The 22698-nt window shown below is 74.1% G+C and carries 19 protein-coding genes; 7 read left to right on the top strand and 12 right to left on the bottom strand.

Annotated features, from left to right (window positions below):
- Positions 1–46 precede the first annotated feature (46 nt).
- From HS99_RS06635 to HS99_RS06615, 5 genes are all read left to right on the top strand, one after another.
- On the top strand, positions 47–337 hold the full coding sequence (locus HS99_RS06635; protein WP_050366440.1) for a hypothetical protein: 291 nt from the start codon (positions 47–49) through the stop codon (positions 335–337).
- A gap of 35 nt (positions 338–372) precedes the next feature.
- The gene (locus tag HS99_RS06630) at positions 373–747 is read left to right on the top strand and encodes a TadE/TadG family type IV pilus assembly protein (protein WP_046386603.1); all 375 of its coding nucleotides are present in this window, start codon (positions 373–375) and stop codon (positions 745–747) included.
- The gene (locus tag HS99_RS06625) at positions 744–1241 is read left to right on the top strand and encodes a TadE/TadG family type IV pilus assembly protein (protein ID WP_050366439.1); all 498 of its coding nucleotides are present in this window, start codon (positions 744–746) and stop codon (positions 1239–1241) included. The genes HS99_RS06630 and HS99_RS06625 overlap by 4 nt, the downstream gene beginning before the upstream one ends.
- A gap of 167 nt (positions 1242–1408) precedes the next feature.
- A complete protein-coding gene (locus tag HS99_RS06620) occupies positions 1409–1873 on the top strand; it encodes a TadE/TadG family type IV pilus assembly protein (protein WP_046387514.1) in 465 nt (154 codons plus the stop codon).
- A 92-nt stretch (positions 1874–1965) separates the two neighbouring features.
- Complete coding sequence (locus HS99_RS06615) at positions 1966–5901, top strand: LysM peptidoglycan-binding domain-containing protein (protein WP_051835494.1); 3936 nt, start codon at positions 1966–1968, stop codon at positions 5899–5901.
- A gap of 60 nt (positions 5902–5961) precedes the next feature.
- Here the strand turns inward: HS99_RS06615 and HS99_RS06610 are convergent, their stop codons facing one another.
- Together HS99_RS06610 and HS99_RS06605 are read right to left on the bottom strand one after the other, a co-directional pair.
- The gene (locus HS99_RS06610) at positions 5962–6273 is read right to left on the bottom strand and encodes a hypothetical protein (protein ID WP_050366437.1); all 312 of its coding nucleotides are present in this window, start codon (positions 6271–6273) and stop codon (positions 5962–5964) included.
- A 15-nt stretch (positions 6274–6288) separates the two neighbouring features.
- Entirely contained in the window at positions 6289–6792 is a 504-nt protein-coding gene (locus HS99_RS06605) for an HAD domain-containing protein (RefSeq protein ID WP_030551435.1), read from the bottom strand.
- 382 nt (positions 6793–7174) lie between these two features.
- Here HS99_RS06605 and HS99_RS06600 point away from each other — a divergent pair, with 382 nt between their 5' ends.
- Positions 7175–9220, top strand: coding sequence for a hypothetical protein (locus HS99_RS06600; protein ID WP_030551437.1), 2046 nt, complete (start codon positions 7175–7177; stop codon positions 9218–9220).
- A 182-nt stretch (positions 9221–9402) separates the two neighbouring features.
- Here the strand turns inward: HS99_RS06600 and HS99_RS06595 are convergent, their stop codons facing one another.
- From HS99_RS06595 to HS99_RS06580, 4 genes are all read right to left on the bottom strand, one after another.
- Complete coding sequence (locus HS99_RS06595; RefSeq protein WP_046386510.1) at positions 9403–10809, bottom strand: S53 family peptidase; 1407 nt, start codon at positions 10807–10809, stop codon at positions 9403–9405.
- A gap of 296 nt (positions 10810–11105) precedes the next feature.
- The gene (fabG, locus tag HS99_RS06590) at positions 11106–11864 is read right to left on the bottom strand and encodes a 3-oxoacyl-ACP reductase FabG (protein WP_030281144.1); all 759 of its coding nucleotides are present in this window, start codon (positions 11862–11864) and stop codon (positions 11106–11108) included.
- 29 nt (positions 11865–11893) lie between these two features.
- Positions 11894–13093, bottom strand: a complete 1200-nt coding sequence (locus tag HS99_RS06585) for a thiolase family protein (protein WP_030281146.1) — start codon at positions 13091–13093, stop codon at positions 11894–11896.
- A gap of 42 nt (positions 13094–13135) precedes the next feature.
- A complete protein-coding gene (locus HS99_RS06580) occupies positions 13136–14299 on the bottom strand; it encodes an acyl-CoA dehydrogenase family protein (protein WP_030281149.1) in 1164 nt (387 codons plus the stop codon).
- Positions 14300–14426: 127 nt separating this feature from the next.
- Here HS99_RS06580 and HS99_RS06575 point away from each other — a divergent pair, with 127 nt between their 5' ends.
- The gene (locus HS99_RS06575; RefSeq protein WP_030281151.1) at positions 14427–15077 is read left to right on the top strand and encodes a TetR/AcrR family transcriptional regulator; all 651 of its coding nucleotides are present in this window, start codon (positions 14427–14429) and stop codon (positions 15075–15077) included.
- Positions 15078–15124: 47 nt separating this feature from the next.
- On the opposite strand, the gene HS99_RS06570 is transcribed toward HS99_RS06575, so the two are convergent.
- The 6 genes from HS99_RS06570 to egtA all read right to left on the bottom strand — a co-directional run bounded on the left by HS99_RS06570 (position 15125) and on the right by egtA (position 22624).
- Positions 15125–16210 carry a nitric oxide synthase oxygenase gene (locus HS99_RS06570; RefSeq protein ID WP_043387972.1) on the bottom strand — a complete coding sequence of 362 codons (1086 nt, stop codon included), beginning with the start codon at positions 16208–16210 and terminating at the stop codon, positions 15125–15127.
- A 370-nt stretch (positions 16211–16580) separates the two neighbouring features.
- Entirely contained in the window at positions 16581–18005 is a 1425-nt protein-coding gene (locus HS99_RS06565) for a sugar porter family MFS transporter (protein WP_050366436.1), read from the bottom strand.
- A gap of 199 nt (positions 18006–18204) precedes the next feature.
- On the bottom strand, positions 18205–19176 hold the full coding sequence (egtD, locus tag HS99_RS06560) for an L-histidine N(alpha)-methyltransferase (protein WP_030281157.1): 972 nt from the start codon (positions 19174–19176) through the stop codon (positions 18205–18207).
- Positions 19177–19221: 45 nt separating this feature from the next.
- Positions 19222–19971 carry an ergothioneine biosynthesis protein EgtC gene (gene egtC, locus HS99_RS06555; protein ID WP_030551442.1) on the bottom strand — a complete coding sequence of 250 codons (750 nt, stop codon included), beginning with the start codon at positions 19969–19971 and terminating at the stop codon, positions 19222–19224.
- Positions 19971–21323, bottom strand: a complete 1353-nt coding sequence (gene egtB, locus HS99_RS06550) for an ergothioneine biosynthesis protein EgtB (RefSeq protein WP_030281160.1) — start codon at positions 21321–21323, stop codon at positions 19971–19973. The genes egtC and egtB overlap by 1 nt, the downstream gene beginning before the upstream one ends.
- Entirely contained in the window at positions 21320–22624 is a 1305-nt protein-coding gene (gene egtA / locus HS99_RS06545; protein WP_030281163.1) for an ergothioneine biosynthesis glutamate--cysteine ligase EgtA, read from the bottom strand. The genes egtB and egtA overlap by 4 nt, the downstream gene beginning before the upstream one ends.
- Positions 22625–22698: the final 74 nt, after the last annotated feature.

The raw sequence follows: 22698 nt of genomic DNA, 5'->3' as shown, positions 1-22698 counted from the left end.
ATGTCACCGAGCAGCTGACACCACACATCACCCCCCGGAGATCCCGATGACCGTACGACTTGCCCAGCTGGCAGGACGGGTGCTGCGGCCCGTGCTGCTGCCCGTGCAGTTCGCCCTGCTGCTCTTCACGCTGCGGCTGGGCCGGCTGCGCGCCGCCCGGGCGCGCGGCGACCGCGGCGCCATCAGCATCGAACTCGCCCTCGCCATCATCGCGCTGGTGTTCGTCGCGGGTGCCGTCGCGACCGCGCTGTACCTGCTGAAGGACAAGGTGGTCACCAAGGTCGAGCAGGACCCGAACCTGCCCGGCGGTGGCGGCGCGGGCGGCGCCACCAAGTGACCGGCCGGCTTCGCCGCCGCGGCGACCGGGGATCGATGAGCATCAGTCTGGCCATCGTCTTCCCGGTCGTCCTGCTGCTCCTGCTGCTCGTCGTCCAGGCCGCGCTGATCTGGTACGACCGGCAGGTCGCGCTCACCGCCGCCCGCGAGGGCGTGGACGCCGGGCGGGTGCAGGCGAAAGCGACGGAGGCGGAGGCGGAGGAGGCCGCCCGGCGGCAGGCCCGGGACTTCCTGGACCGGCAGGGTGTGCACGCGTACCAGGTGGAGACCGGCGACAGCACGGCCGACACGATCAAGGTCACGGTGGAACTGACGCCACCGCTGCTGATCCCCGGGCTCACCGGGCCCAGCGTCCGCCAGTACGCGGAGGCGCCGCGCGAGCGCTTCGTCCCGCCGGCGGTGACGCCGTGATAGCGGGCGCGAGAGGGGCCGTCGACGGCCGGCGCCGACGGCTGCGCCGGCCGGACCGGCCCGACCGTTCGGACCGTTCGGACCGCGGCGGGATCGCGATCGAGGCGGCGATCGTCGTCCCGGGCGTCATCGGGCTGGTCCTGCTGGCGATCGCCGCCGGTCGGGTGCAGACCGCGGCCGGCACGGTGGAGGCCGCGGCCCGCGCCGGGGCCCGGACCGGCTCGCTGCAGCGCAGCGTCGCCGGGGTGGACAAGCCGGCCAGGGACTCCGCCCTCGCGACCCTGCACCAGCAGGGCGTCACCTGCCGCCACGAGGACGTCCGGGTCACCACGGACGAGTTGACGCTGGACGACGGCCCGGTGGTGACCGTCAAGGTCACCGTCGACTGCGACGTCGAACTCGCCGACCTGCTCGGCGGACCGTCGGGACTGCCCGTGACGAAGCACCTCAGCGCGGAGTTCATCTCCGTGATGGACCGCTACCGCGGCACATGACGGCGGCACCGGACGGCACCCGGCCCGTAACGGGCCCGGCCGGGGGATTGGGGACGGCCCGTGCGGGGGAGACGCAAGCGGAGAGCGCTCGGGGGATGACGCAACGGCACCGAGTGGCGCCCGGTGGGGAGCCGGTGGGGAGGCATCGTGCGGATCGGGGGGAGGGGATGCGAGTGCTGAGCCGACTGCGACGCCTCGGCCACCGTCCGGCCGGGCGCCGTTCCGATCGCGGCGCGGTCGCCCTCTTCGTGGCGATCTGCGCGGCCTACCTGGTGCTCGTCGTCGCGCTGGTGATCGACGCGGGCGGCCGACTGCGGGTCGCCGAACGCACCGACGCCTACGCCCAGGAGGCCGCACGGGTCGGCGGACAGCAGCTCGACCGGGCGGCCGTGCTGCAGGGGAAGGGCTTCAAGGTCCAGCAGGACTACGTCCGGCAGGCCGCCGCGACCTACCTGAACCTGTACGGCCTGCAGGTCGACGACGTCACGTTCTCCGGCGACGGCAAGGTCGTCACCGTCACCGTGCGGGCCGACTACCGGCCGGTCCTGCTGGGCGCCCTCGGGCAGCGGAAGGTTACGGGCAAGGGCAGTGCGACCCTCGTCCACGGAGTCAAGAATGCGGAGACCGACTGATGGCCGCGCCACGTGCCAAGGACCAGGCCCGTTCCGCCCAGGCCCGTACCGGTGGGCCGGGATCGGGGTCCGGGGGAACAGGGAAGGACGGGATGCGAACGGTGAGGGGGCACGCCCGGAGCGGTCGCCGCGCCGGGGGCGGCCGTGGCGGCGGGGGCGGCCGCGGCGGCGCACTGATCACCGCGCTCGCCGCGCTGGTCACTCTGCTCGCCCTGCTGTTCGGCGTTCCGGCGCTGCTGCTGTACGGCACCCAGGCGGTCGCCTCGATGGGCGAGGTCGCGTCCGGCGGGGTGGGGGAGGCGCTCACCGGTCCGGACGACGGGCGGCTTTTCCTCTGGCTGCTGGTGGTGGTCGGCTGGCTCGCCTGGGCGTGCTTCGCGCTCTCCGTCCTGCTGGAGGTACCGGCGCAGCTGCGCGGCCGGATCGCCCGTCGGATCCCGGCCTTCGGCTGGAGCCAGCGAATCGCGGCCGGGCTGGTCGGCTCGGTGCTCGCGCTGGTGCCGGTGGCCGGTTCGGCCTTCGCGGCGGTGCCCGAGGCGGCCCATGCCCCGTCTGCCCAGGCGCAGTTGACCCCGGGCGTGCAGCGCGCCGCGCTGCCCGCCGCCCGGCCGGCGGCGGCACCGACCCCGGCGGCGGACCAGCACCCCACGTACACCGTGCGGGACAGCCGCCCGGCGGACAGCCTCTGGTCCATCGCGGAGCGCCAACTGGGCTCCGGGGAGCGGTGGGAGGAGATCGCCAAGCTCAACAACGGCCGGGTGATGGACGATTCCGGCATCCGCTTCGACGCGGAGCGGCCGATCCAGCCCGGGTGGGAGCTGCTGATGCCAGCGGACGCCAAGCCGGACGAGGCGAAGGCGCCCGCGCCGACGCCCGATCCCGCCCAGGCCCAGGCGCAGACGCCGGCTCCGGCGCAGACGCCGCAGTCCGGGACGGAGCCGACCGCAGGCGGGCAGAAGACGGTGACCGTGCAGTCCGGGGACAGTCTGTCGGCCATCGCCCAGCGGGAGTTGGGGGACGCCGAGGCCTGGCCGAAGCTCTTCGAGGCGAACAAGGGCGTGCAGGCGCCGGGCGGGGAGCGGCTGACCGATCCGGACGTGCTGGAGCCGGGGATGGTGCTCACCGTGCCGGGCGCGGCCGCCCCGGCCGCGCAGACGCCCGCTCCCGCGCCCGGTTCCGAGCAGGCCCCGGCCACCCCGGCCCCGGCCGCCGAGACCCCGGCTGCCCAGACCCCGGCCACCCAGGCGGCCCCAACCACCCAGGCCCCGACCACCGCGCCGTCCCAGGCCGCTCCGGCGCCGGGGGCGCCCAGCCAGGGCGCCCCGAGCCAGGGTGCACCGCAGACGGCCCCGGCGCCGACCCGTGCGCCCGCCCACGCACCCGTGCCCGCCCCCGCCGCGCACGCCGACCCGGCGCCCAGCGACGACTACCGCATCGCCCTCGGCGCCTCCACCGTCGGCGTGCTGCTCGCCGCCATCATGGTCGGCACCGTCGCCTACAAGCGCGGCACCCAGCAGCGCGCCCGCCGCCCCCGGCACCGCATCGCGATGCCCGACGCCGAGGCCGCCGCCTTCGAGAACGAACTGATTGTCCGTCAGGACCAGGAAGGGCTGGAGCTGCTGGACCGTGCCCTGCGCACCCTGGCCCGCAACACCGTGCGCGGCGGCAAACGGCTGCCCGCGATCGTCGCGGCCCGGATCACTCCCGACCACACCATCGAGCTGCACCTGTCCGGCCCGGCCACCCCGATCGCCCCGTTCCGCGCCGCGCACGCCGCCAACGTCTGGTGGTGCAGCGACGAGTCCGGCGACCTGCTGAGCCCCGCACAGGCCCGCAAGACCGCCGCGCCCTACCCCGCGCTGGTCACCCTCGGCACCTCGCCGGACGGCTCGGTGGTCCTCGCCGACCTGGAGGCCGTCCGGCTGCTCCACCTGTCCGGGCACCCCGACGACGCCCGCGACGTGCTGCGCACCCTCGCCATCGAGCTCGCCCACAGCCCGCTGGCCGACCGGCTCCACCTGCACCTGGTGGACCTCGCCGAGGAGGTGCCGATCAGCGGACCGGCCGCCGAGCGGATCCACCGACACCCCACCCTGGAGGCCGCGCTGGCCGCCCTCGGCCCGCGCACGGCCAAGGCCCGCGCCACCCTGATCGCGGCCGAGGCCGCCAGCCCGCGCGAGGCCCGCAGCCGGGGCCGGGCGGACGAGTCCTGGGTGCCGGAGATCGTGCTCTGTGCCCAGCAGCCCGGCGGCGACGTGCCCGCCGAGCTCGGCCGGCTGCTGGACGCCCGCCCGCGCACCTGCGTCGCCGTCGTCACCCGCGCGCCCGAGCGCGGCGCCGGACCGGTGGCCCGTTGGACCCTGCCGACCACCGGCCAGGCCGCCATCCCCGGCCTGCACCTGACCGTCGAGCTCCAGCGGCTGGACGACCGCCAGTACGACCAGGTCGCCGAACTGCTCCGGGCCGCCGACGACACCACCCAGCACCCGGCGCCCGCCTGGACCCTGGACGGTCCCGGGCTCGACCCGGATCCGGACGAGGACACCGACACCACCGAACTGCCCGTCGCCGTACCGGTGCTGGCCGCGGTCGGTGCTCCGGGCGCGACGGCGGCGGAGGAGGCGGATGCGGCCGCCGGGCCCCGGCTGCTGACCCGGGTCATCGGGACCGGTGCCAGCCCGTTCGCGGGCACCGACCCGGTCGCGCCCGCGCCTGCTCCTGCCCCGCTGCCGGTTCCGGCTCCGCCGTCGGCCGGTCCGACACGGTTCGCGGTAAACGGGCAGGGGCGGCAGGCGGCCACCGGGCCGGAGCAGCCCGCCGACGAGGCCACCCGCGACCTGCGGCTGCCCGGCGGACCCGCCGAGCCGGCCGAGGCGGCCGAGGCGGGTGCGGAGGACGCGGCCGGAACGGACGAGGAGGCGGCACCGGCGGACGCCCCGGCGACGGTGCTTCCGGTGCCGCCCGTCCAGCCTGTGCCATCCGTGCAGCCTGTGCAGTCCGTCCAGCCTGTGCAGCCCGTACGGCCCGTCGAGCCGGCGCCGACGCACCAGAGCGCGCCCGCGCCCACCGGCGCCGACCCGCGCGTCCCGGCCAGGCCCGAGCCCGGTACCGGCCCCTCCGGTCCGAGCGGCTCTTCCGGCTCCGAGACGGGGGCGACGGTCGAACCCGGCCCGGCCGCCGTGGCCCCGGTCGCCCGGACCGCCCCCGGCCGCAGCGACAGCGACGACCTGCTCGCGATCCTGCGCTCCCCGGAGGCGCACACCCCGCGCAACGCCCCCCGGATCCGGCTGCTCGGCCCTGTCGACGTGGCCGGTACCCCCGGTGCCGTCGAGCCCGGCGCGCTGCCCAGGCTCACCGAGCTCGCCGTCTACCTGGCGCTGCGCCCGGGCGCCGACCACCACGCGCTCGACCACGACCTGCACCCCGGTGCCGCCCACCTCGACCCGCACCCCACCGCGTCCGACGCCAAGAGCCCGCTCCCGGCCAAACTCGCCGACCTGGCGGCCTGGTTCGGCACCTCGCCCGACGGGCGCGCCTACCTGCCCACCGAGACCACCGACGGCTACGCCTTCACCCCGGCCGTCACCTGCGACTGGGACGAGTTCCGCAGCCTGTACCGGCGCGGCATGCGCAGCACCAGCGCGACCGCCGACGCCGCCCTCGCCCACGCCCTGGCGCTGGTGCGCGGAGCCCCGTTCGCCGAGGCCCCGCCCGCCTCGTACGGCTGGGCCGAGTCGGAGCGCCAGGACATGATCGCCGCGATCGTCGACACCGCTCACGAACTCGCCGCCCGCCGTCTCCAGTACGGCGACCACCGCAGTGCCGAGGCGGCCGTCTTCCGCGGCCTCGCCGTGGCCCCGGACGTCGAACTCCTGCACCGGGACCTGTTCTACGCCTACGCCTCGGCCGGCGCGCGCGACCAGCTCCTGCGTGCCGTCAACCGCCTCGACGCGTTGAGCCGCCGTACCGGCCGGGACCTGGACGCGGACACGGTCGCCCTGCTGCGGGACCTGCTCGCGGGCTCCTGAGCAGGCGGGCCGCCCGCCCGGTCACTCCCGGTCCGCCGGGCGGTGGCCGGGCGGGCGCGCTCATTCCCCGGCGGAGGATCCGGGGAGCCCGGGGCAGACGCAGGCGCCGTCGTGCGAGGGCCGGGAGGCGGTGTGGACGTCCTGGACGGATCCTGTCGCCAGCCGGGCCACGGCCACCATGACCCGGTGGGAGTCGGACGGGGTCCGGGCCAGGACGTGGGCCTGCCCCTGCTCCTCCTCCGTCGCCCGGACGAGCGCGCTGAACTCGTACGCCCCGTTCACGATGCCGTACCCGTCCGCCCACAGTTCGAGCAACGTCCCGTCCTTCAGGGTCAGATGCCAGCGGGCCGGCGGTCCGGCGACGAACTCCATGGCGGTGGAGTGTAGTCAGACCGTGCGCAGCCAGGCGTCGAGGGCGGTGAAGTCGGCCTCGGTGAGGCCCACTCGGGGGTCGACGCGGTGGAGCAGCGCGGGGCCGGGGGAGTGGGCGTCGACCCAGCGGCGGTCGGCGGGGGAGATCTCGTCGTCCACCCAGGCGAACGCGCGGCCGGCCGCGCGGGCGACCAAGGTGCGGGTCTTCCAGTGCAGTTGGCCGTCGCCCTTCGTTCCGTCGACCACCGGCCAGTCCACGTAGGGCAGTTGCGGCAGGCCGAGGCGGGGCGAGAGGCAGTCGTTGGCGTCCGCCAGCCAGGTGGTGGCCCAGACCAGTTCGCAGGGCAGGCCCAGCAGTCGACGCCCGAGAGCCGGGTCGACCCGGGCCACCAGCGGATTGCCGGACGGCCCCGAGCCCGGGCCCGGATAGGTGGGGTAGCCGGCCGGGGGCGGAGCACCGAAGGGAATGAGCGGACCGTCGACGTCGAGGAACAGCAGGGGCGGGCCGGAACCGGTCATGACGGCATGATAGCGGCCGGTGCCGACGGCCTGGCACGCCGATCTCCCACCCGGCCTGGCTCGGGCGTGCCGGGATCTCGTAGGGTGGCGCGCACGGGTTGTGGTGGCAGGCACCACGAAGGCAAGGGCATCAGACGCCGTGGAAGCGGCGGGGCGGGGCGGTGACCAGAAGATGGCGGAGACGACAGCTGTTTCCGGAGGTCCCGAACCGGCAGCGGACTCGGGCCCCTGGGACGCCGTACCGCCGCTGTCCGCAGGCCGGCCCGCCGAGGAGCACCCGCCCGGGCCCGCCGCGCTGTACGAGCCGCCGCCCGCGCCTCCGGCGCCCCCGGTGGCGCCCCCGGCCCCTGCCCCTGCGCCGGCCCCGACCCCCGCCGCTTCGGTGCCGACGGCTCCGCCACCGGCCGCGTCCACCGGATGGACCCTCACCGGCCTGCCCGCCGCGGGTGCTCCGTCCCCGGCGGCCGCTGCCGCGGCTCAGGCCCCGGGCCCCGGCGGGCTGGGCGCGGCGCCGCGCGGCCGGATCCTGGTGATCGAGGGCGGCTACGGCAACTCCGGCCGCCGCACCTGGGGCCGGGGCGGTCCCGCCCAGGCGCCGGTGCTGTCGGCGATGCTGGCCGCCGTCTCGCCGCAGGTGCTGCTCGCCGCGGACGCGGTGGACGCCGTCCACCTGCCGGGCGCCAGCGACCCGCACACCGTCCTCGCCCACCTGCGCGCGGCCTCCCGGCACCCCGGACCGCTGCTGGTCCACCTGGGCGGACACGTCGTCGCCGACAAGCGCGGCGGCCAGCTGCAGCTCACCCTGCGCGACGCCAAGCAGGACGGCCTGCCCTGGCAGGCCATCGCCGCGGAGCTGAGCCACCGTCCGGCCGAGTGGCAGACGCTGGTCATCGCCGACCTGAGCGCCGACCAGAACGCCTGGCCGTACCTCCAGGGCACCGTGTCGCCGCTCAGCGAGGGCATCCCGCTGTGGGCCGTCGTCAGCCCGGACCCGGAGCAGATCGGCACCTTCACCCGCGCCCTGATCGAGGCGCTGCACGGCGGCCGCCCGGGCGCGGGCGACGTGCTCGCCCCCGAACAGCTGCGCCAGCAGGTGTACTCGGTGCTGCGGCCGGACGTCGTCATCCTGGCCACCCACACCCCGGACCGGCCGGTCTTCCGCAACACCGCTCGCCGGGGCGAGGCCCAGCCGGCGGACGTCGTGCTCCCGGTGACGGACGCGCTGCCCCTCCGGGACGCGGCGTCGGCCGGCCCGGCTCCCTCCGCGGCCCCGCCGCTGCCGTGGCAGGCGGAGCCGCGGGAAGCCGTGGTCGCGCGGGACTCGGCGGGTGCGAGTGCGGGTGCGATTGGGGCTGCGGTGCCGGTGCCGGTGCCGGTCACGCCGGCCGGTGGCCCGGTGAACCTGATCAAGCCCGGCGTGCCGCCCACACCGCCCCGACCGGCTCGCCCGGTCAGCCTGCTGAAGGCGGGCGAGGAGCCGGCGGAGGCGCCGTCGAGCGTGAGTCTGCGCAAGGCCGTTCCGGCCGGTGCGGGGATGGAGCCGGCCGACGCCGTGCCCTCGGTGGGCGTCACGCTGCGCAAGGCCCGGCCGGAGGCCCCGGAGGCCGGTACGGTTCCGTCGTCGCAGGCTGCCGAGGACGAAAGCGTGCCCGCGGTCGTCGAGGATGTCGTCGTCGAGGAGCCCGTCGGCGTCACCGAGCAGGCGGCCGACGGGGTCGTGGAGGAGGTGGAGGACGCGGTCGCGGAGGAGGCCCACGACGCCGTCCCGGCCGACCTCCAGCCGACCGCCGAGCTGGCGCAGGACCAGGCGCCCGCCGATGCGGTGCCGTCCGACGTAGTGCCGACCGATGCGGTGTCGTCCGATGCGGTGCCGACCGATGCGGTGTCGCCCGACGGACCGTCCGCACCGGCCGATGCCCCGACGGCTCCTGTCGCCCCGCAGGCCGACTCCCCGGACTCCCACGCGCCGCGCGCGGACTACCGTGAGGTCATCGGACGGATCGTCCGCAGTGCCGACGCCGGGGACCACGCCGCCGCCACCGATCTCGCCTTCGCCCTCGAACTGGAGGCGATCGCCGAGCACGGCGCCGTCTCCGAGACGGTGCTCCAGGTGCGCCAGGTACGGGCCCACGTGTGCCGACTCGCGGGCCGACCGGTCGACGCCGCCGAGATCTACCGCGAGGTGGCGATGACGCTGCTCCGCTCGCAGGGCGCGGACCACCCGGAGACCCAGCGTGCGGCCACCAATGCCGAGGCCTGCTGGCGCGCGATCACCGACCGGGCCGAGGCCATCCGCATCGCTCCGGAGATCATTGAGCTGCGTGCCTTCCTCCCGGGCCCCGACAACCGCAAGCTCCGGGCCGCCGAGCGCTACCTGACCCAACTGGCCGCCTCCCCGGCCCCCGTCCCGGCGACCGGCCAGGCCTGACAGCCGGTCGGTCCCGGGCCTCGGGCACCGGGCAAGGGCCGAACAGATGACAGCAAACAGAAAACAGCGAACGGATAACAGATGATGAAATCTGTTATCCGTTCGCTGTCACTTGTCAGTTGTCAGCCGCCAGCGGTCCCTTGTCGGACACCGACCGCCGCACGCCGACCACCCGCGACTGCTTACTGCTCGTCACCCTGGCTGTTGTCGTTGCCCAGCACGTCACCCGCGATCGCGTGGACGAACTTGGTGCCGTCGATGGTGCCGAGGCCGCTCGCGAGGTCGTAGCCCTGGGTGGCGTTGTTGCCGGTGACGCCGCCCCAGCTGTTGTCGCCCTCCTTGACGTCCACGATGCCGCTCCAGTTGCTCGGGAGCAGGCTCAGGCCGTACAGGCTCGGGTTGAGCTGGCCGAGGCGGTGGCCGGCGAGCTGGTCGGCGAGGGCGACGATGCCCGAGAACAGCGGGGTGGCCTCGCTGGTGCCGCCGGTGAGGTGCCAGCCGACCGCGGTCGGGTCGTAGGACTCGTAGGTCCAGGCGGCGCCGTCGACGGCCGCGCTCATGCTGATGTCGGGGGTGCCGCGGTGGTTGCCGGTGACGTCCGCGACGCCGGCCTGGTACCACGGGCGGGAGAAGATGCCCGACACGCCGCCGCCGCCGGCGCCGGACTTGTCGTGCCAGACCTTGTCGGGCGCGGTGCGGTTGCCCTTGTCGTCCAGGGTCAGCTGGGTGCCGCCGATGGAGGTGACCAGCGGGTCCGAGGACGGCCAGGAGTTGACCTTGAACGGGTACAGGTCGGTGCCGTTGGACTGCGAGTCGGTCGCGCCGTTGTCGCCGGAGGCGGCGAGGACGGTGACGTTGCGGTCGGCGGCGGCCTTGAAGGCGTAGCGCAGGTCGGTCAGCGACTTGAAGTCGCCCTTGTCGTAGCCCGGGAAGGTGTTCTCGGTGGCGCCGAAGCTCTGCGAGATGACGTCGCCGACGCCCTTCTTGATGAGGTCCTTCTCGGCGTCCATCATCTCGGGCAGGCCGGTGGTGCCCTCGGTCTCGGCGACGCCGGTCTCGACCAGGACGATGTGGGCGTCGGGGGCGATCGCGTGGGCGTACTCGACGTCCAGGGTGGTCTCGCCGGCCCAGCCGGTGTGGTCGGGGTTCTTCGGGTCGAAGGCGGGAACGTTGCCCCACTTCCGGACCTCGACCTGGGTGTCCTTGAGACCCCACTGCTTGTCGAAGACCTCCAGGTCGTGCTGGATGGTCGGCGAGCCGAAGGAGTCGACGATGACGATCGTGCGGCCCTTGCCGGTGATGCCCTCCTTGTACAGCGGCGCCAGGTTGTAGGCGGCCTGGTACTGGACGGGCGAGTAGCAGTGGATGCCGATCTGGCTGACGCACTGGGTGGTGGTCAGCGGCGCCGGGCGGGTCGTGGCGAGGTGGTGGCCGAAGGAGGCCGGGCGGACGTGCACGCCGGAGAGGTCGTGCGCGGGGGCGGCGGTCGCGGCGCCGACGGCCGGAACGGCGATGGTGCCGGCGGTGAGGGCGGTGGCCCCCACGGCGAGCAGAGCCAGGGCGCGGCGGAGGGTGGCGGGGCTGCCCATGGGACTCCTTGGGACGCAGAGGGCCCGACCAGGTCCGGTCGGGTCGGTTTGGACATCCCATCGAGCGCCGCATGATCATGCCATAGTCATTTGGTGGGGTCGTCCGACCAGGTAGATGGTCATGATCGGCCACGCGAAAAGGTAAAGGCCGTCCCAGGAAAAAGTAACCACGCACCTGGGACGGCGATGTGATGACACGTCAGTAACATTCAATGAATATTAACCGTATCTACCCAGCGCTCACCCATTTCAATCCGGAGCCACCGGAGTCGTCGGAATCGCGCCGGCTGCCGGGACTACCGGGCCCCGCCGTTGACGTACAGCGTCTGCCCGCTCACGTACGAGGCCTCCTCGCTGGCCAGGAAGGCCACCACCGAGGCGATCTCCTCCGGCTGCCCGACCCGGCGCAGCGGAGTGCGGGCGGCCACCTCGGCCTGGTGGTCCTCGGCGGTGGCGCCGACCCGCTCGGCGGTGGCCGCCGTCATCGCGGTGGCGATGTAGCCGGGGGCGACGGCGTTGACGTTGATGTTGAACGGACCGAGCTCGATCGCCAGGGTCGCGGTGAGTCCCTGGATGCCGGCCTTGGCGGCCGCGTAGTTGGCCTGGCCCCGGTTGCCGAGCGCGGAGCGCGAGCTGAGCGAGACGATCTTCCCGTACTTCTGGGCCACCATGTACTTCTGCGCCACGTGGCTGCAGTTGTACGCGCTGGTCAGGTTGACGGTCAGGACGGTGTCCCAGTCGGCCTTGGGCATCTTGAAGAACAGGTTGTCCCGGGTGATCCCGGCGTTGTTCACCAGGATGTGCAGCCCGCCGAGCTCCTCCACCACCCGCGCGAACACCGCGTCCACGGCCTCGTAGTCGGCCACGTCGCAGCCGTAGGCCTTGGCGGTGCCGCCCTTGGCTGTGATCTCGGCGACCGTCCCGGCCGCCCGCTCGGCGGTCAGGTCGACCACGGCGACCGTCGCGCCCTCCTCCGCCAGCCGGCGGGCGGTGGCCGCGCCGATCCCCTGCGCCGCGCCGGTCACCACGGCGACCTTCCCTGCGAAACGCGCCATCTCAGTTCCTCCGCTCACTCGAAAATCCGTCAGACGTTCTCGACCAGCACGGCCGTACCCTGCCCCACGCCCACGCACATCGTGGCCAGGCCGCGCCGGGCGCCGGTGCGGCGCATCCGGTGCAGCAGGGTGGTGAGGATGCGGGCGCCCGAGCCGCCCAGCGGGTGGCCGAGGGCGATCGCCCCGCCGCTCGGGTTGACCACCTCGTCGGCCCGCTCCGGGCTGAACCCGATGCCGTCGGCGGAGGCCAGCGCCTGGGCGGCGAAGGCCTCGTTCAGCTCGGCGGTGTCCAGGTCGGCGAGGCTCCACCCGGCCCGGCCGAGCACCTTGGCCGTGGCCGGCACCGGCCCGATGCCCATGACGTCCGGGTGCACTCCGGCCGAGGCCCCGGCCACGTACCGGCCGAGCGGCTGCAGCCCGAGGTCGCGCAGCGCCTCCTCGCTGACCAGGACCAGTCCGGCCGCGCCGTCGTTCATCGGCGAGGCGTTCCCGGCGGTGACGGTGCCGCCCTGGCGGAAGGCCGGCTTGAGCCTGGCGAGCTTCTCCAGGCTGGTGTCCTCGCGGACGCCCTCGTCCTGGGTCACCGTCACCCCGTCCGGCCGCTCGACCGGGATCAGCTCGGCGTCGAAGTGCCCGTCCTTGCGGGCGGCCGCGGCCCGCTGGTGGCTGCGCAGCGCGAAGGCGTCCTGGCGCTCGCGCCCGATGCCGTACCGGCCGGCCACCTCCTCGGCGGTCTCGCCCATGCTGAGCACGCCGTGCAGTTCGGCCATCCGCGGGTTGGTGAGCCGCCAGCCGAGCCGGGTGTCGTGGGTCTCGATCCGGTGCGGGAGCGCCTCGTCGGGGCGGGGCAGGACGAACGGCGCGCGGGTCATCGACTCGCAGCCGCCGGCCAGCACCACCTCGGCCTCGCCGGAGCCGATGGCCCGGGCGGCGAGCGTGACGGCCTCCAGGCCTGAGGCGCAGAGCCGGTTGACGGTGGCTCCGGGGACGGTCTCCGGCAGCCCGGCCAGCAGGACGGCCATCCGGGCGGCGTTGCGGTTGTCCTCGCCGGCCTGGTTGGCGGCGCCCCAGTAGACGTCGTCGATGCGGGCCGGGTCGAGGGCGGGTACGTCGGCGAGCAGGGCGCGCAGCACGGTGGCCGAGAGGTCGTCCGGGCGGACCGTGGCGAGCGCTCCGCGCAGCCGGCCGATGGGTGTGCGGCGGGCTGCGGCGAAGTAGACGGGACGCACGTCGTGCTCCTTGTCGAGAGGGGTGGGATGCGCTTGCGGATCTCAGAAGGCGTTGACGCCGGTCAGGGCACGCCCGATGAGCAGTTGGTGGATCTGGCTGGTGCCCTCGTAGAGGGTCATCACCCGGGCGTCGCGCAGGTACTTGCCGACGGGGTACTCGTCGATGAAGCCGTAGCCGCCGAAGACCTGGAGCGCGTTGTTGGCGGCCCGGACGGCGGCCTCGCTCGCGTAGAGCTTGGCGACGGAGGACTCGGTGGCGAACGGCAGGCCGCGTTCGATGTGGTCGGCGACCTTCCAGGTGAGCAGCCGGGCGGCCTCGACGTCCACCGCGATGCCGGCCAGCAGTTCCTGGACGAGCTGGTGCGAGGCGATCGGCTTGCCGAACTGCTCGCGTTCGCCCGCGTACCGGACGGCGGCCTCCAGGCAGGCGCGGGCGATGCCGACGCAGCCGGCCGCGACCGACATCCGCCCCTTGGCCAGGGCCGCCATCGCCACCGTGAAGCCCTTGCCGACCTCGCCGAGCCGGGCGCTGTCGGGCACCCGGACGTCGTTCAGGGCGAGTTCGGCGGTGGCCTGGCCGCGCAGGCCGAGCTTGCCGTGGACCTCGGTGCGGCCGAAGCCGGGCAGGTCGGTGGGGACCAGGAAGGCGGTGATGCCCCGGTGGCCCCGCTGCTCTGGGTCGCTGCCGCCGGTGCGGGCGAAGACCAGGGCGACATCGGCCCAGGTGCCGTTGGTGATGAACATCTTGGCGCCGCTGATCAGCCAGTCGTCGCCGTCCCGGACGGCCCGGGTGGTGAGGTTGGCGGCGTCCGAGCCGGTGCCAGGCTCGGTGAGCGCGAAGCAGGCGAGCGCCTCGCCCGAGGTGAGCCGGGGCAGCCAGTGGCGCTTCTGCTCCTCGGTGCCGAAGCCGTTGATCGACTTGCCGACCAGGCCGAGCGAGACCGAGACGATCCCGCGCACGGCCGAGTCGCCGCGCCCGAGCTCCTCCAGCACCAGGCAGTACGACAGGTGGTCACCGCCGCTGCCGCCGTACTCCTCGGGGATGGTCAGGCCGAGGAACCCGACCTTCCCGAGCTTGCCGATGATCGCGCGGTCCACCGACTCGGCGCGGTCCCACTCGGCGGCGTACGGCACGACCTCGCGGTCGGTGAAGGCGGCGGCGAGGTCCCGGACGGCGCTCTGCTCCTCGGACAACTCCAGGTTCACGGCGGTGGCCACCTCGTTAAACTAGCGCTGTAAGTTTTACGAGGGGACTGTAGCTCCGACCCGCCGCGCTGGGAAGGGGCACCTGCCAGAATCGGTCCCCACCCACCCGACCGGAGGTAGCGACCCGATGGCCCGCCCGCGCACCCCGCTCCTCAGCCGCGACCGGATCGTCGCCGCTGCCCTGCGGCTGATCGACGGCGAAGGGCTGGAGGTCCTCTCCACCCGCCGCCTCGCCGCCGAGCTCTCGGTCAGCGGGCCGTCGCTCTACAACCACTTCGCCACCAAGGACGAACTCCTGGACGCGGTGGTGGACAGCGTCATCGGGGAAGTCGACCTGTCGATGTTCGGCCGCCCGGACACCCCCTGGCCCGAGGCGCTGCGGGCGTGGGCGCGCTCCTACCGCGCCGCGCTGGCCGCCCACCCCAACATCGTCCCGGTGCTCGCCCAGGGACCGGGGCGGCGGCCCAACGCGCTGCGCCTGGCCGACGCCGTGTTCGGTCACCTGGTCGACTCCGGCTGGCCGCGCGGCCAGGCCACCCGGATCGGCGCGCTGATGCGCTACTTCGTCACCGGCTCGGCACTCGCCTCCTTCGCCGCCGGCTTCCCGGCGGACGCCGAGGTCTACGACGCGGCCGACTACCCGCACCTCGGCGAGGCGCACCGGCTCGCGGGGCACCGGGGGACGGTCGACGAGGGCGCCTTCGAGACCGGGCTGGAGGCGCTGCTGGAGGGGCTCGTCCTGCGCTTCGAGCGCCTCGCCGCGCGGCCGGTCCGGTAGCTCCGTACGGCGCCGCTTCCGACCCGGCGCAGGCGCTCCGCGTCGTCCTACCAGGGCTCGCGGGCGAGGAAGGCCGGCCGCTGCTCCGGGTCCACCGGGTCGTAGTACCGGTGGTAGACCGGTGTCAGCCCGCCGGAGACCGGGGGCACGATCCAGCTCCATTCCGCCGGGGTCGGGCGGCCGAGCCGCTGCTCCTGGGCGACGTGCCTGAGGAAGCGCTCCGACTCGGTGTGGTGGTCGGCTACCGTCACCCCGGCCTCCTGGAACGAGTGCAGCACCGCGAGGTTGAGCTCCACCAGGGCGCGGTCGCGCCAGAGCGTGCGGTCGCTGGAGGTGTCCAGGCCCAGTCGTTCGGCGACGGTGCCGAGCATGTCGTAGCGGTCGGCGTCGGCGAGGTTGCGGGCGCCGATCTCGGTGCCCAGGTACCAGCCGTTGAACGGCGCGGTGGGGTAGCGGACGCCGCCGATCTCCAGCGTCATGTCGCTGATCGCGGGCACCGCGTACCAGCGCAGTCCGAGCTCGGCGAACCACGCGTGGTCGGGGTGGCTCAGCGGCACCTCCAGGGTCGTGTCGTCCGGGAGTCCGTACCAGTGCGGGCGCTCGTCCGGGCGCTCCTGGATCAGCAGCGGCAGTGGCTCGAAGCGGTCCTCGGCGCACTTCCAGCCCAGTTCGCGGGCCCGGGCGGCGAGCGCGGCGCCGGCCGGGTCGCCGATGACGGCGCCGTCGACCCGGTGCCCGGCGTAGCGGACCAGCTGCTGGTTGAGGATCCGCGCGGCCGGGCGGCCCGGGAGGTCGGGGGCGAACACCGAGACCACCGGGCGGATCCGCCCACCGTTGCCGGCCAGCCGCAGGTGCTCGAAGCACTCGGCGGCGATGTCGTCCGCGGCGGACAGGTGGCGCAGGTCGCGGACCACCAGGCTGCGCCAGTACAGCCGGCCGATGCAGCGGGCGGCGTTGCGCCAGGCGAGCTTGGCGCCGTAGGCGAGTTCGGCGGGGGTGTGCCGGTAGCTGCCGGTGCGGCCGATCTCCTCCCGGACGGCGCGCAGCCTCGACTCCGGGGTGCCGGCGGCGGGTTGCTCGCGGTGGAACTGGCGGATGAACTCGGCGGCCCGGTCGGGATCGGTGAACGGCATTGGCACCGACGGAAGTCGGGGGCCTGGGCGGTGCGATGCAGGCGGCTGGGGGTCGGGGCGCTGCGGTACGGACTGCTGCGGTACGGGTGGCTGCGGGTCGGGGCGCTGCGGTACGGGCTGCTGCGGGAGAGCGCCCGGCGCATGGGCCGGGTGGCCGTGGGCGTACGGACAGCCGCCGCTCGGGGCGGTGGCGGTTCTGCGGGTGCGAATCCGGTCGAAGATCAAGGACACATCCCTCCTGTCGCACAGGAGTACCGGAGGTCGCGGACCCGGCACAGGGAGTGAACGATTCGGCCCCCGCATCGGCGCTCAGCGCGCTAGGGTGCGGGGGCCGAAGGCCTGATCGTCGGATCAGCCGATGGGCGGCTGGTCAGCCCATGTCCTCCAGGCGGACGCCCTTGGTCTCCTTCATGAACTTCGCCACGAAGACGATCGACAGCGCCGCGAAGGCCGCGTACACCAGGTAGGTCGCCGAGAGGTTCCAGCGCGAGAGCGACGGGAACGACACGGTGATCACCCAGTTGGCGATCCACTGGGCGGAGGCGGCCACGGACAGCGCGGCGGCGCGGACCCGGTTGGGGAACATCTCGCCGAGCATGACCCAGACGACCACGCCCCAGGACATCGCGAAGAACAGCACGAAGGCGTTGGCGGAGATCAGCGCGACGGTGCCCTGGAGGTCGGGCAGCGAGACGTTGTCGCCGGAGCCGGTCGCGGAGGAGAACGCCCAGCCGGCTGCGGCAAGGGTGACGGCCATGCCGGCCGAGCCGATCAGGGCGAGCGGCTTGCGGCCGACCCGGTCGACCAGCAGGATCGCGATCACGGTGCCGAGGATGTTGATGACCGAGCCGATGAAGCTGATCAGCAGCGAGTTGCTCTGGTCGATGCCAACGGACTGCCACAGGATCGACGAGTAGTAGAAGATCACGTTGATGCCGACCAGCTGCTGGAAGACCGACAGGCCGATGCCGACCCAGACGATCGGGAGCAGGCCGAAGCGGCCGCCGAGCAGGTCGCGGAAGCGGGGGCGGTGGTCGGAGGCGATCAGCGACTGGATCTCGGCGATCCGGGCGTCGGTGTCGATGCCATCGCCCTCGACCTCGGTCAGCACCTTGCGGGCCTCGTCCAGGCGCTCGGCCTGGATCAGGTAGCGCGGGGACTCGGGGATCACCGAGGACAGCACGAAGTAGACCACGGCCGGGACGACGCAGATGCCGAGCATCCACTGCCAGGCCTCCAGGCCGAGCAGGTGGCCGCGGGTGTCGCCGCCGGCGGCGTCCGCCAGCACCCAGTTGACCAGCTGGGATATCGCGATGCCGAGCACGATCGCGGCCTGCTGGAAGGAGGCCAGCCGGCCCCGGTACTTGGTCGGGGCGACCTCGGCGATGTAGGTCGGGGCGATCACCGAGGCGATGCCGATGGCCGCGCCGCCGAGGACGCGCCACAGGGCGAGGTCCCAGGGGGAGAAGGGCAGCATCGAGCCGACGGCACTGACCGCGAACAGCAGCGCGCCCGCCTTCATGACCTTGATGCGGCCGTAGCGGTCCGCGAACCGGCCGGCCAGGGCGGCGCCGACCGCCGAGCCCAGCAGCGCCGAGGAGACGATCAGGCCGGTCTCGCCGCTGCCGACTCCGAACTTCCCCTGGATGCCGGAGACGGCACCGTTGATGACGGAGCTGTCGTAGCCGAACAGGAAGCCGCCGAGGGCTGCGGCGGCGGTGATGAAGACGACGAACCCGAGGCGGCCGGGCGCGGTGGCCTCGGCCGCCCCGGAGGGCTTCTGGGTGACACTCACGATCTTGACTCCTGGTACTCAACGCTGAGCGGTAGTCGAGATCGTAACCCGTATTCGTTCAAGCCTTGTATGCGGGGAGGCTCAGGTCCAGCTCGGAGAATTCGTAAGGTGAACAAGCAAATTGAACCCCTTCCCGACGGCTGCGGCTGCGGCCTGCGGCTGCGGCCTGCGGCTACGGCCTGTGGCTGCGGCCCGCGGCTCACGCCGGGGCGGACAGCGAGAGCCCGAACCGGCCCTCGGGGTCGGTCCACCAGTGGGTCAGCCGCAGCCCGGCCGCCGTCAGCTCGTCGGCCACCCGCTCCCGGCGGAACTTGGCCGAGACCTCGGTGCGCAGCTCCTCGCCCCGGTCGAAGTGCACCGGCAGGTCCAGGGCCGGGATCTTCACGGTCTGCGCGCGCAGCGAGCGCAGCCGCATCTCGATCCACTCCTGCTCCGGATCCCAGAGCGCGACGTGCTCGAAGGCGGTCGGGTCGAAGTCGGCGCCCAGCTCGCGGTTGAGCACGTTGAGCACGTTGCGGTTGAACTCGGCCGTCACCCCGGCGCGGTCGTCGTAGGCGGCCACCAGCACCGCGGGGTCCTTGACCAGGTCGGTGCCGAGCAGCAGGAAGTCGCCGGGGTCCAGGGTGGCGCGCAGCCCGCGCAGGAAGGCGGCGCGCTCCTTCGGCAGCAGGTTGCCGAGGGTGCCGCCGAGGAAGGCGACCAGGCGGGGGCCGCCCTCCGGGGGGAGGCCGAGCCGGGAGGTGAAGTCGGCCAGCACGCCGTGCACGGCCAGTCCGGGGTACTCGGCGGCGAGCGCGGCGCCGGCCGAGGTCAGCGCGCTCTCGCTGACGTCCACCGGGACGTAGTCCTCCAGGGTGTCGAGCGAGCGGAGCGCGTCCAGCAGCAGCCGGGTCTTCTCGGAGGAGCCGGAGCCCAGCTCGACGAGCGTGCGGGCCCGGGTCGCGGCGGCGATCTCGCCGGCCCGGGCGGTGAGGATGGCCCGCTCGGCGCGGGTCGGGTAGTACTCGGGCAGTCGGGTGATCTCCTCGAACAGCTCGCTGCCCCGCGCGTCGTAGAACCACTTCGGCGGCAGCCGCTTGGGGTCGGCGGTCAGCCCCTGCCGGACGTCGTGGCGCAGGGCGGTGCTGAAGTGGTCGGCGGGCAGCAGTCGGGTGAGATCGAAAGTGTCCATGACAGGGTGGTTCCTCTGTTCAGAAGATGAAGGGAGAGCGGAGGGTCAGTAGTGGCTGGGGAGCTGTCGGACGCGGACGCCCCCGGCATCGGCCAGCAGCAGGGAGCCGTCCGGGACGGACGTCCAGCCCGGGTCGTCGTCGTACGGCTCCGAGGCCACCACCGTGCCGAGGCCGGGCAGGCCCCGGTGGTGCAGGTCGTCGCCCCAGGTGGTCGCGGCGAGCGAGGTGCCGTCGGTGAGCAGCAGGTTGAGCCGCCCGGTGGTGTGCGCGGCGACGTCGGCCACCGTGCCCGCCAGCGCCTCGCCGAGGTCCGCGCCCCGGCGCAGCCGGTGCAGGGTCAGGGCCCACAGCAGGGCGGAGTCGCTACGGGCCTCCAGCTCCAGCAGCTCGGCGGGCGGCAGCAGGGCGGCCAGTGCGTCCAGCTTGCCGGGCCAGCCCGCCACTGCGCCGTTGTGACTGAACAGCCAGCGACCGGCGGCGAACGGCGCAGCGGCGCCCTCGCCCGCCGCGCAGCCCTCGGTGGCGGAGCGGACGGCCGCCAGCAGTGCCCCGGTGCGGATCACCCGGGCGAGGTCGGCGAAGGTCGCGTCGGCCCAGATCGGCCCGGCCCGCCGGTAGCGGGCGGGCAGTTCGTCACCGTCCGCGTACCAGCCCAGGCCGAAGCCGTCCACGTTGACCGTCCCGTACTGCTGGGTCCGGGGTGCCCAGGACTGCCGGTACAGTGCGTACGGCGGGTGCACCAGCAGCTCCTGCGGCGCCAACGGCTCGCCCAGGTAGGCGATATGACGGCACATCAGGACTCCTCCGCGCTACGGGCGGTACGGAAGCCGGAGAAGATCTGCCGACGGACGGGGTAGTCCCAGTTGCGGAAGGTGCCCCGGCAGGCGACCGGGGCCACCGCGAAGCAGCCGCCGCGCAGCACCTTGTACTCGGGCCCGAAGAAGACCTCCGAGTACTCTTTGTACGGCCAGGCTCGGAACCCCGGGTAGGGGTGGAAGTCGCTGGCCGTCCACTCCCACACGTCGCCCATCAACTGCCGTGCCCCGTACGGTGACCGGCCTTCCGGGTAGCTGCCGGCGGCGGCCGGGCGCAGGTGGCGCTGGCCGAGGTTGGCCTGCTCGGGGCCGGGCGGGCCGTCGCCCCAGGGGTAGCGGCGGGAGCGGCCGGTGGCCGGGTCGTGCCGGGCCGCCTTCTCCCACTCGGCCTCGGTCGGCAGCCGCCGCCCGGCCCAGCGGGCGTACGCGTCCGCCTCGTACCAACTGACGTGCAGCACGGGCTCGTTCGGCGGGACGGGCTCGACCGTGCCGAAGCGGCGGCGCAGCCACTGGCCGTCCTGCTGCTTCCAGAACAGCGGGGCACTCAGCTCGGCCCGCAGGCGGTGGTCCCAGCCCTCCTTCGTCCACCAGCGCGGGTCGTCGTAGCCGCCGTCGGCGATGAAGCGCTGGTAGGCGGCGTTGGTGACCGGGGTGGTGTCCAGGAAGTACGCCGGGAGATCGACGGTGTGCGCCGGGCGCTCGTTGTCCAGCGCCCACGGCTCGGTGTCCGTGCCCATGGTGAACGGGCCCGCCGGGATCAGGACTTCGGCCGGCAGGGTGGCCGCGTCGGCGGGGGCCGGCGGTGGCGGGGGAGCGGCCAGGGCGGGTTCGCCGCGGCGGAGCTGGTGGGTGATCAGCATCGTCTCGTCGTGCTGCTGCTCGTGCTGGGCGATCATCCCGAAGGCGAATCCGGCGTCCAGCAGCGGCGCCCCCTCCAGGGGGCTGGCAGCCAGCAGGTCCAGTACCCGGCCGCGCACCTCGTGGGCGTAGCCACGGGCCTCGTCGGGCGGCAGCAACGGCAGGGCGGGACGCTCGGCCCGGGGGTGCTGGAACGCGTCGTAGAGCGGGTCGATCTCGGGGTGCATCGGGTCGCGGCCGCCGACGTTGCGCAGCAGCCAGAGCTCCTCCTGGTTGCCGATGTGCGCGAGGTCCCAGACCAGCGGCGACATCAGCGGAGAGTGCTGGGCGGTGAGGTCGGCGTCCTCGACGCAGTCGGTCAGCGCGGCGGTCCGGGCGCGGGCGGCCAGCAGTTCGGCGGCGATGGCCTCGCGCAGCGCCTCGGTGCCCGTCGTGCCCGTGTCCGGGGCGGCGGGCGGTCGGACGTCGGTCATGATGCCTCCTCCGGCGGAGTGCGTCGGGTGCCGGAGCGCAGGGCGTCCAGCTGGTCGTCGGCCGGGCAGCGGCCGCGCGCGGGGTAGCGCTCGGCGAACTCGGCGACGGTGGCGCGCAGCCGCCCGGCGCCGGGCAGGCGGCCCAGCGCCGCGTCGGCGGCGTCGAAGCAGGTGAGGGCGGCGCGGCGCAGCTCGGGGTCGGCGACGCCCAGGGTGGCGGCGCGGCGCCAGGCCGCGCTGCGCGGGGGGCGCGGGGCGGCGGCGCCCTGCTGCCGGTCGAGGGCGTCCAGCGGCTCCAGGGCGGCGAACGCGGCGTCGGCGGCCACCGGGTCGTCCAGCAGCGCGGTGACCAGTGCGGTGACCACCATCCAGCCGTCTCCGGGCTGGGCGTCGATCATCCGCAGCTCCAGGTGGCCGCGCGGGCGCACCGGCGGGAACAGGGTCGTGCAGTGGTACTCCAAGTCGGCGAGTGTGGGCGGGCGTTCGCTCCCGCCGCGGATCCAGTCGCGGAAGGTCAGATCGGGCGGGGCCGTCCAGGGCAGTCCCTCCGGCCGTCGCACGCACACGACTTGGGCGTCCAGCACGTACCGGGCCCAGGCCTCGCGCGGGTCGCCGTGGTCGGACTCGGGGGCGAGGGTGCGGGACGGGTCCATCCGGGACCAGACGGTCTGCCTGGTGGACCGGTGGCCGGTCGGCTTGCCGTCCAGGACCGGGGAGTTGGCGAAGGCGGCGACCAGCACCGGACCCAGCCGGTGGACCAGCTGCCAGCGCCGTTCGGCCGCGTGCGGACCGTCCGCGTCGCCGGCGTCCAGGCATACCTGCACGGACGCGGTACCGGTCATCATGACCCGGCCCCAGGGGCCGGCCGATTCGAAGAAGCGCTCCATCGCGAGGTAGCGGGGGTGGTCCAGCACCATCCGGCGCGGGCGGGCGAGCGGGTCGGTGCCGGTGCCGGTGAGCCGGAGGCCCTGCGCCGCGAAGGCGGCCCGCAAGGCGGTCAGATCGCGACGGGTGTCGTCGACGCAGGCCAGGAGGCCGGTGGCGGGCGGGGAGCTGAGCTCGACCTGTCCGCCGGGTTCGAGCGTGAGGCGCGAACCGGAGGGGAGCGAGGTGCCGTCGGGGCCGCCGAGAGGCAGCGACTCCAGCGCCGCGTGGAGCAGTTCGGGCTGGACGGGACGAGTGGGACATCGGTCGTCATGGACGAACCACTCGACCTCGACACCCACCAGACTGGGCGGTCCGATCTTGAAACAGACGCCCGACACGTGGCTGAGCGCCCCCGATTCGGTCAGCGGGGTCACCCCCGTGGGGGGAGGCGGCGCGCTCTGCCGGTCGGGCGGAGTGGTGCGGGACGTCGGTATCACCGGACTCACCA

Source organism: Kitasatospora aureofaciens (assembly GCF_001188955.3).
GTDB lineage: Bacteria > Actinomycetota > Actinomycetes > Streptomycetales > Streptomycetaceae > Kitasatospora > Kitasatospora aureofaciens.
Note: the sequence above shows the minus strand (reverse complement) of the source record. Positions and strands in the feature narration are given on the sequence as shown.

Excerpts from the sequence above, each read along its gene's own strand:
- HS99_RS06635 (WP_050366440.1), top strand. The coding sequence starts at position 47 with ATGACCGTACGACTTGCCCAGCTGGCAGGACGGGTGCTGCGGCCCGTG.
- HS99_RS06630 (WP_046386603.1), top strand. The coding sequence starts at position 373 with ATGAGCATCAGTCTGGCCATCGTCTTCCCGGTCGTCCTGCTGCTCCTG.
- HS99_RS06620 (WP_046387514.1), top strand. The coding sequence starts at position 1,409 with ATGCGAGTGCTGAGCCGACTGCGACGCCTCGGCCACCGTCCGGCCGGG.
- HS99_RS06615 (WP_051835494.1), top strand. The coding sequence starts at position 1,966 with ATGCGAACGGTGAGGGGGCACGCCCGGAGCGGTCGCCGCGCCGGGGGC.
- HS99_RS06610 (WP_050366437.1), bottom strand. The coding sequence starts at position 6,273 with ATGGAGTTCGTCGCCGGACCGCCGGCCCGCTGGCATCTGACCCTGAAG.
- HS99_RS06605 (WP_030551435.1), bottom strand. The coding sequence starts at position 6,792 with ATGACCGGTTCCGGCCCGCCCCTGCTGTTCCTCGACGTCGACGGTCCG.
- HS99_RS06595 (WP_046386510.1), bottom strand. The coding sequence starts at position 10,809 with ATGGGCAGCCCCGCCACCCTCCGCCGCGCCCTGGCTCTGCTCGCCGTG.
- fabG (WP_030281144.1), bottom strand. The coding sequence starts at position 11,864 with ATGGCGCGTTTCGCAGGGAAGGTCGCCGTGGTGACCGGCGCGGCGCAG.
- HS99_RS06575 (WP_030281151.1), top strand. The coding sequence starts at position 14,427 with ATGGCCCGCCCGCGCACCCCGCTCCTCAGCCGCGACCGGATCGTCGCC.
- HS99_RS06570 (WP_043387972.1), bottom strand. The coding sequence starts at position 16,210 with ATGCCGTTCACCGATCCCGACCGGGCCGCCGAGTTCATCCGCCAGTTC.
- egtD (WP_030281157.1), bottom strand. The coding sequence starts at position 19,176 with ATGGACACTTTCGATCTCACCCGACTGCTGCCCGCCGACCACTTCAGC.
- egtC (WP_030551442.1), bottom strand. The coding sequence starts at position 19,971 with ATGTGCCGTCATATCGCCTACCTGGGCGAGCCGTTGGCGCCGCAGGAG.
- egtB (WP_030281160.1), bottom strand. The coding sequence starts at position 21,323 with ATGACCGACGTCCGACCGCCCGCCGCCCCGGACACGGGCACGACGGGC.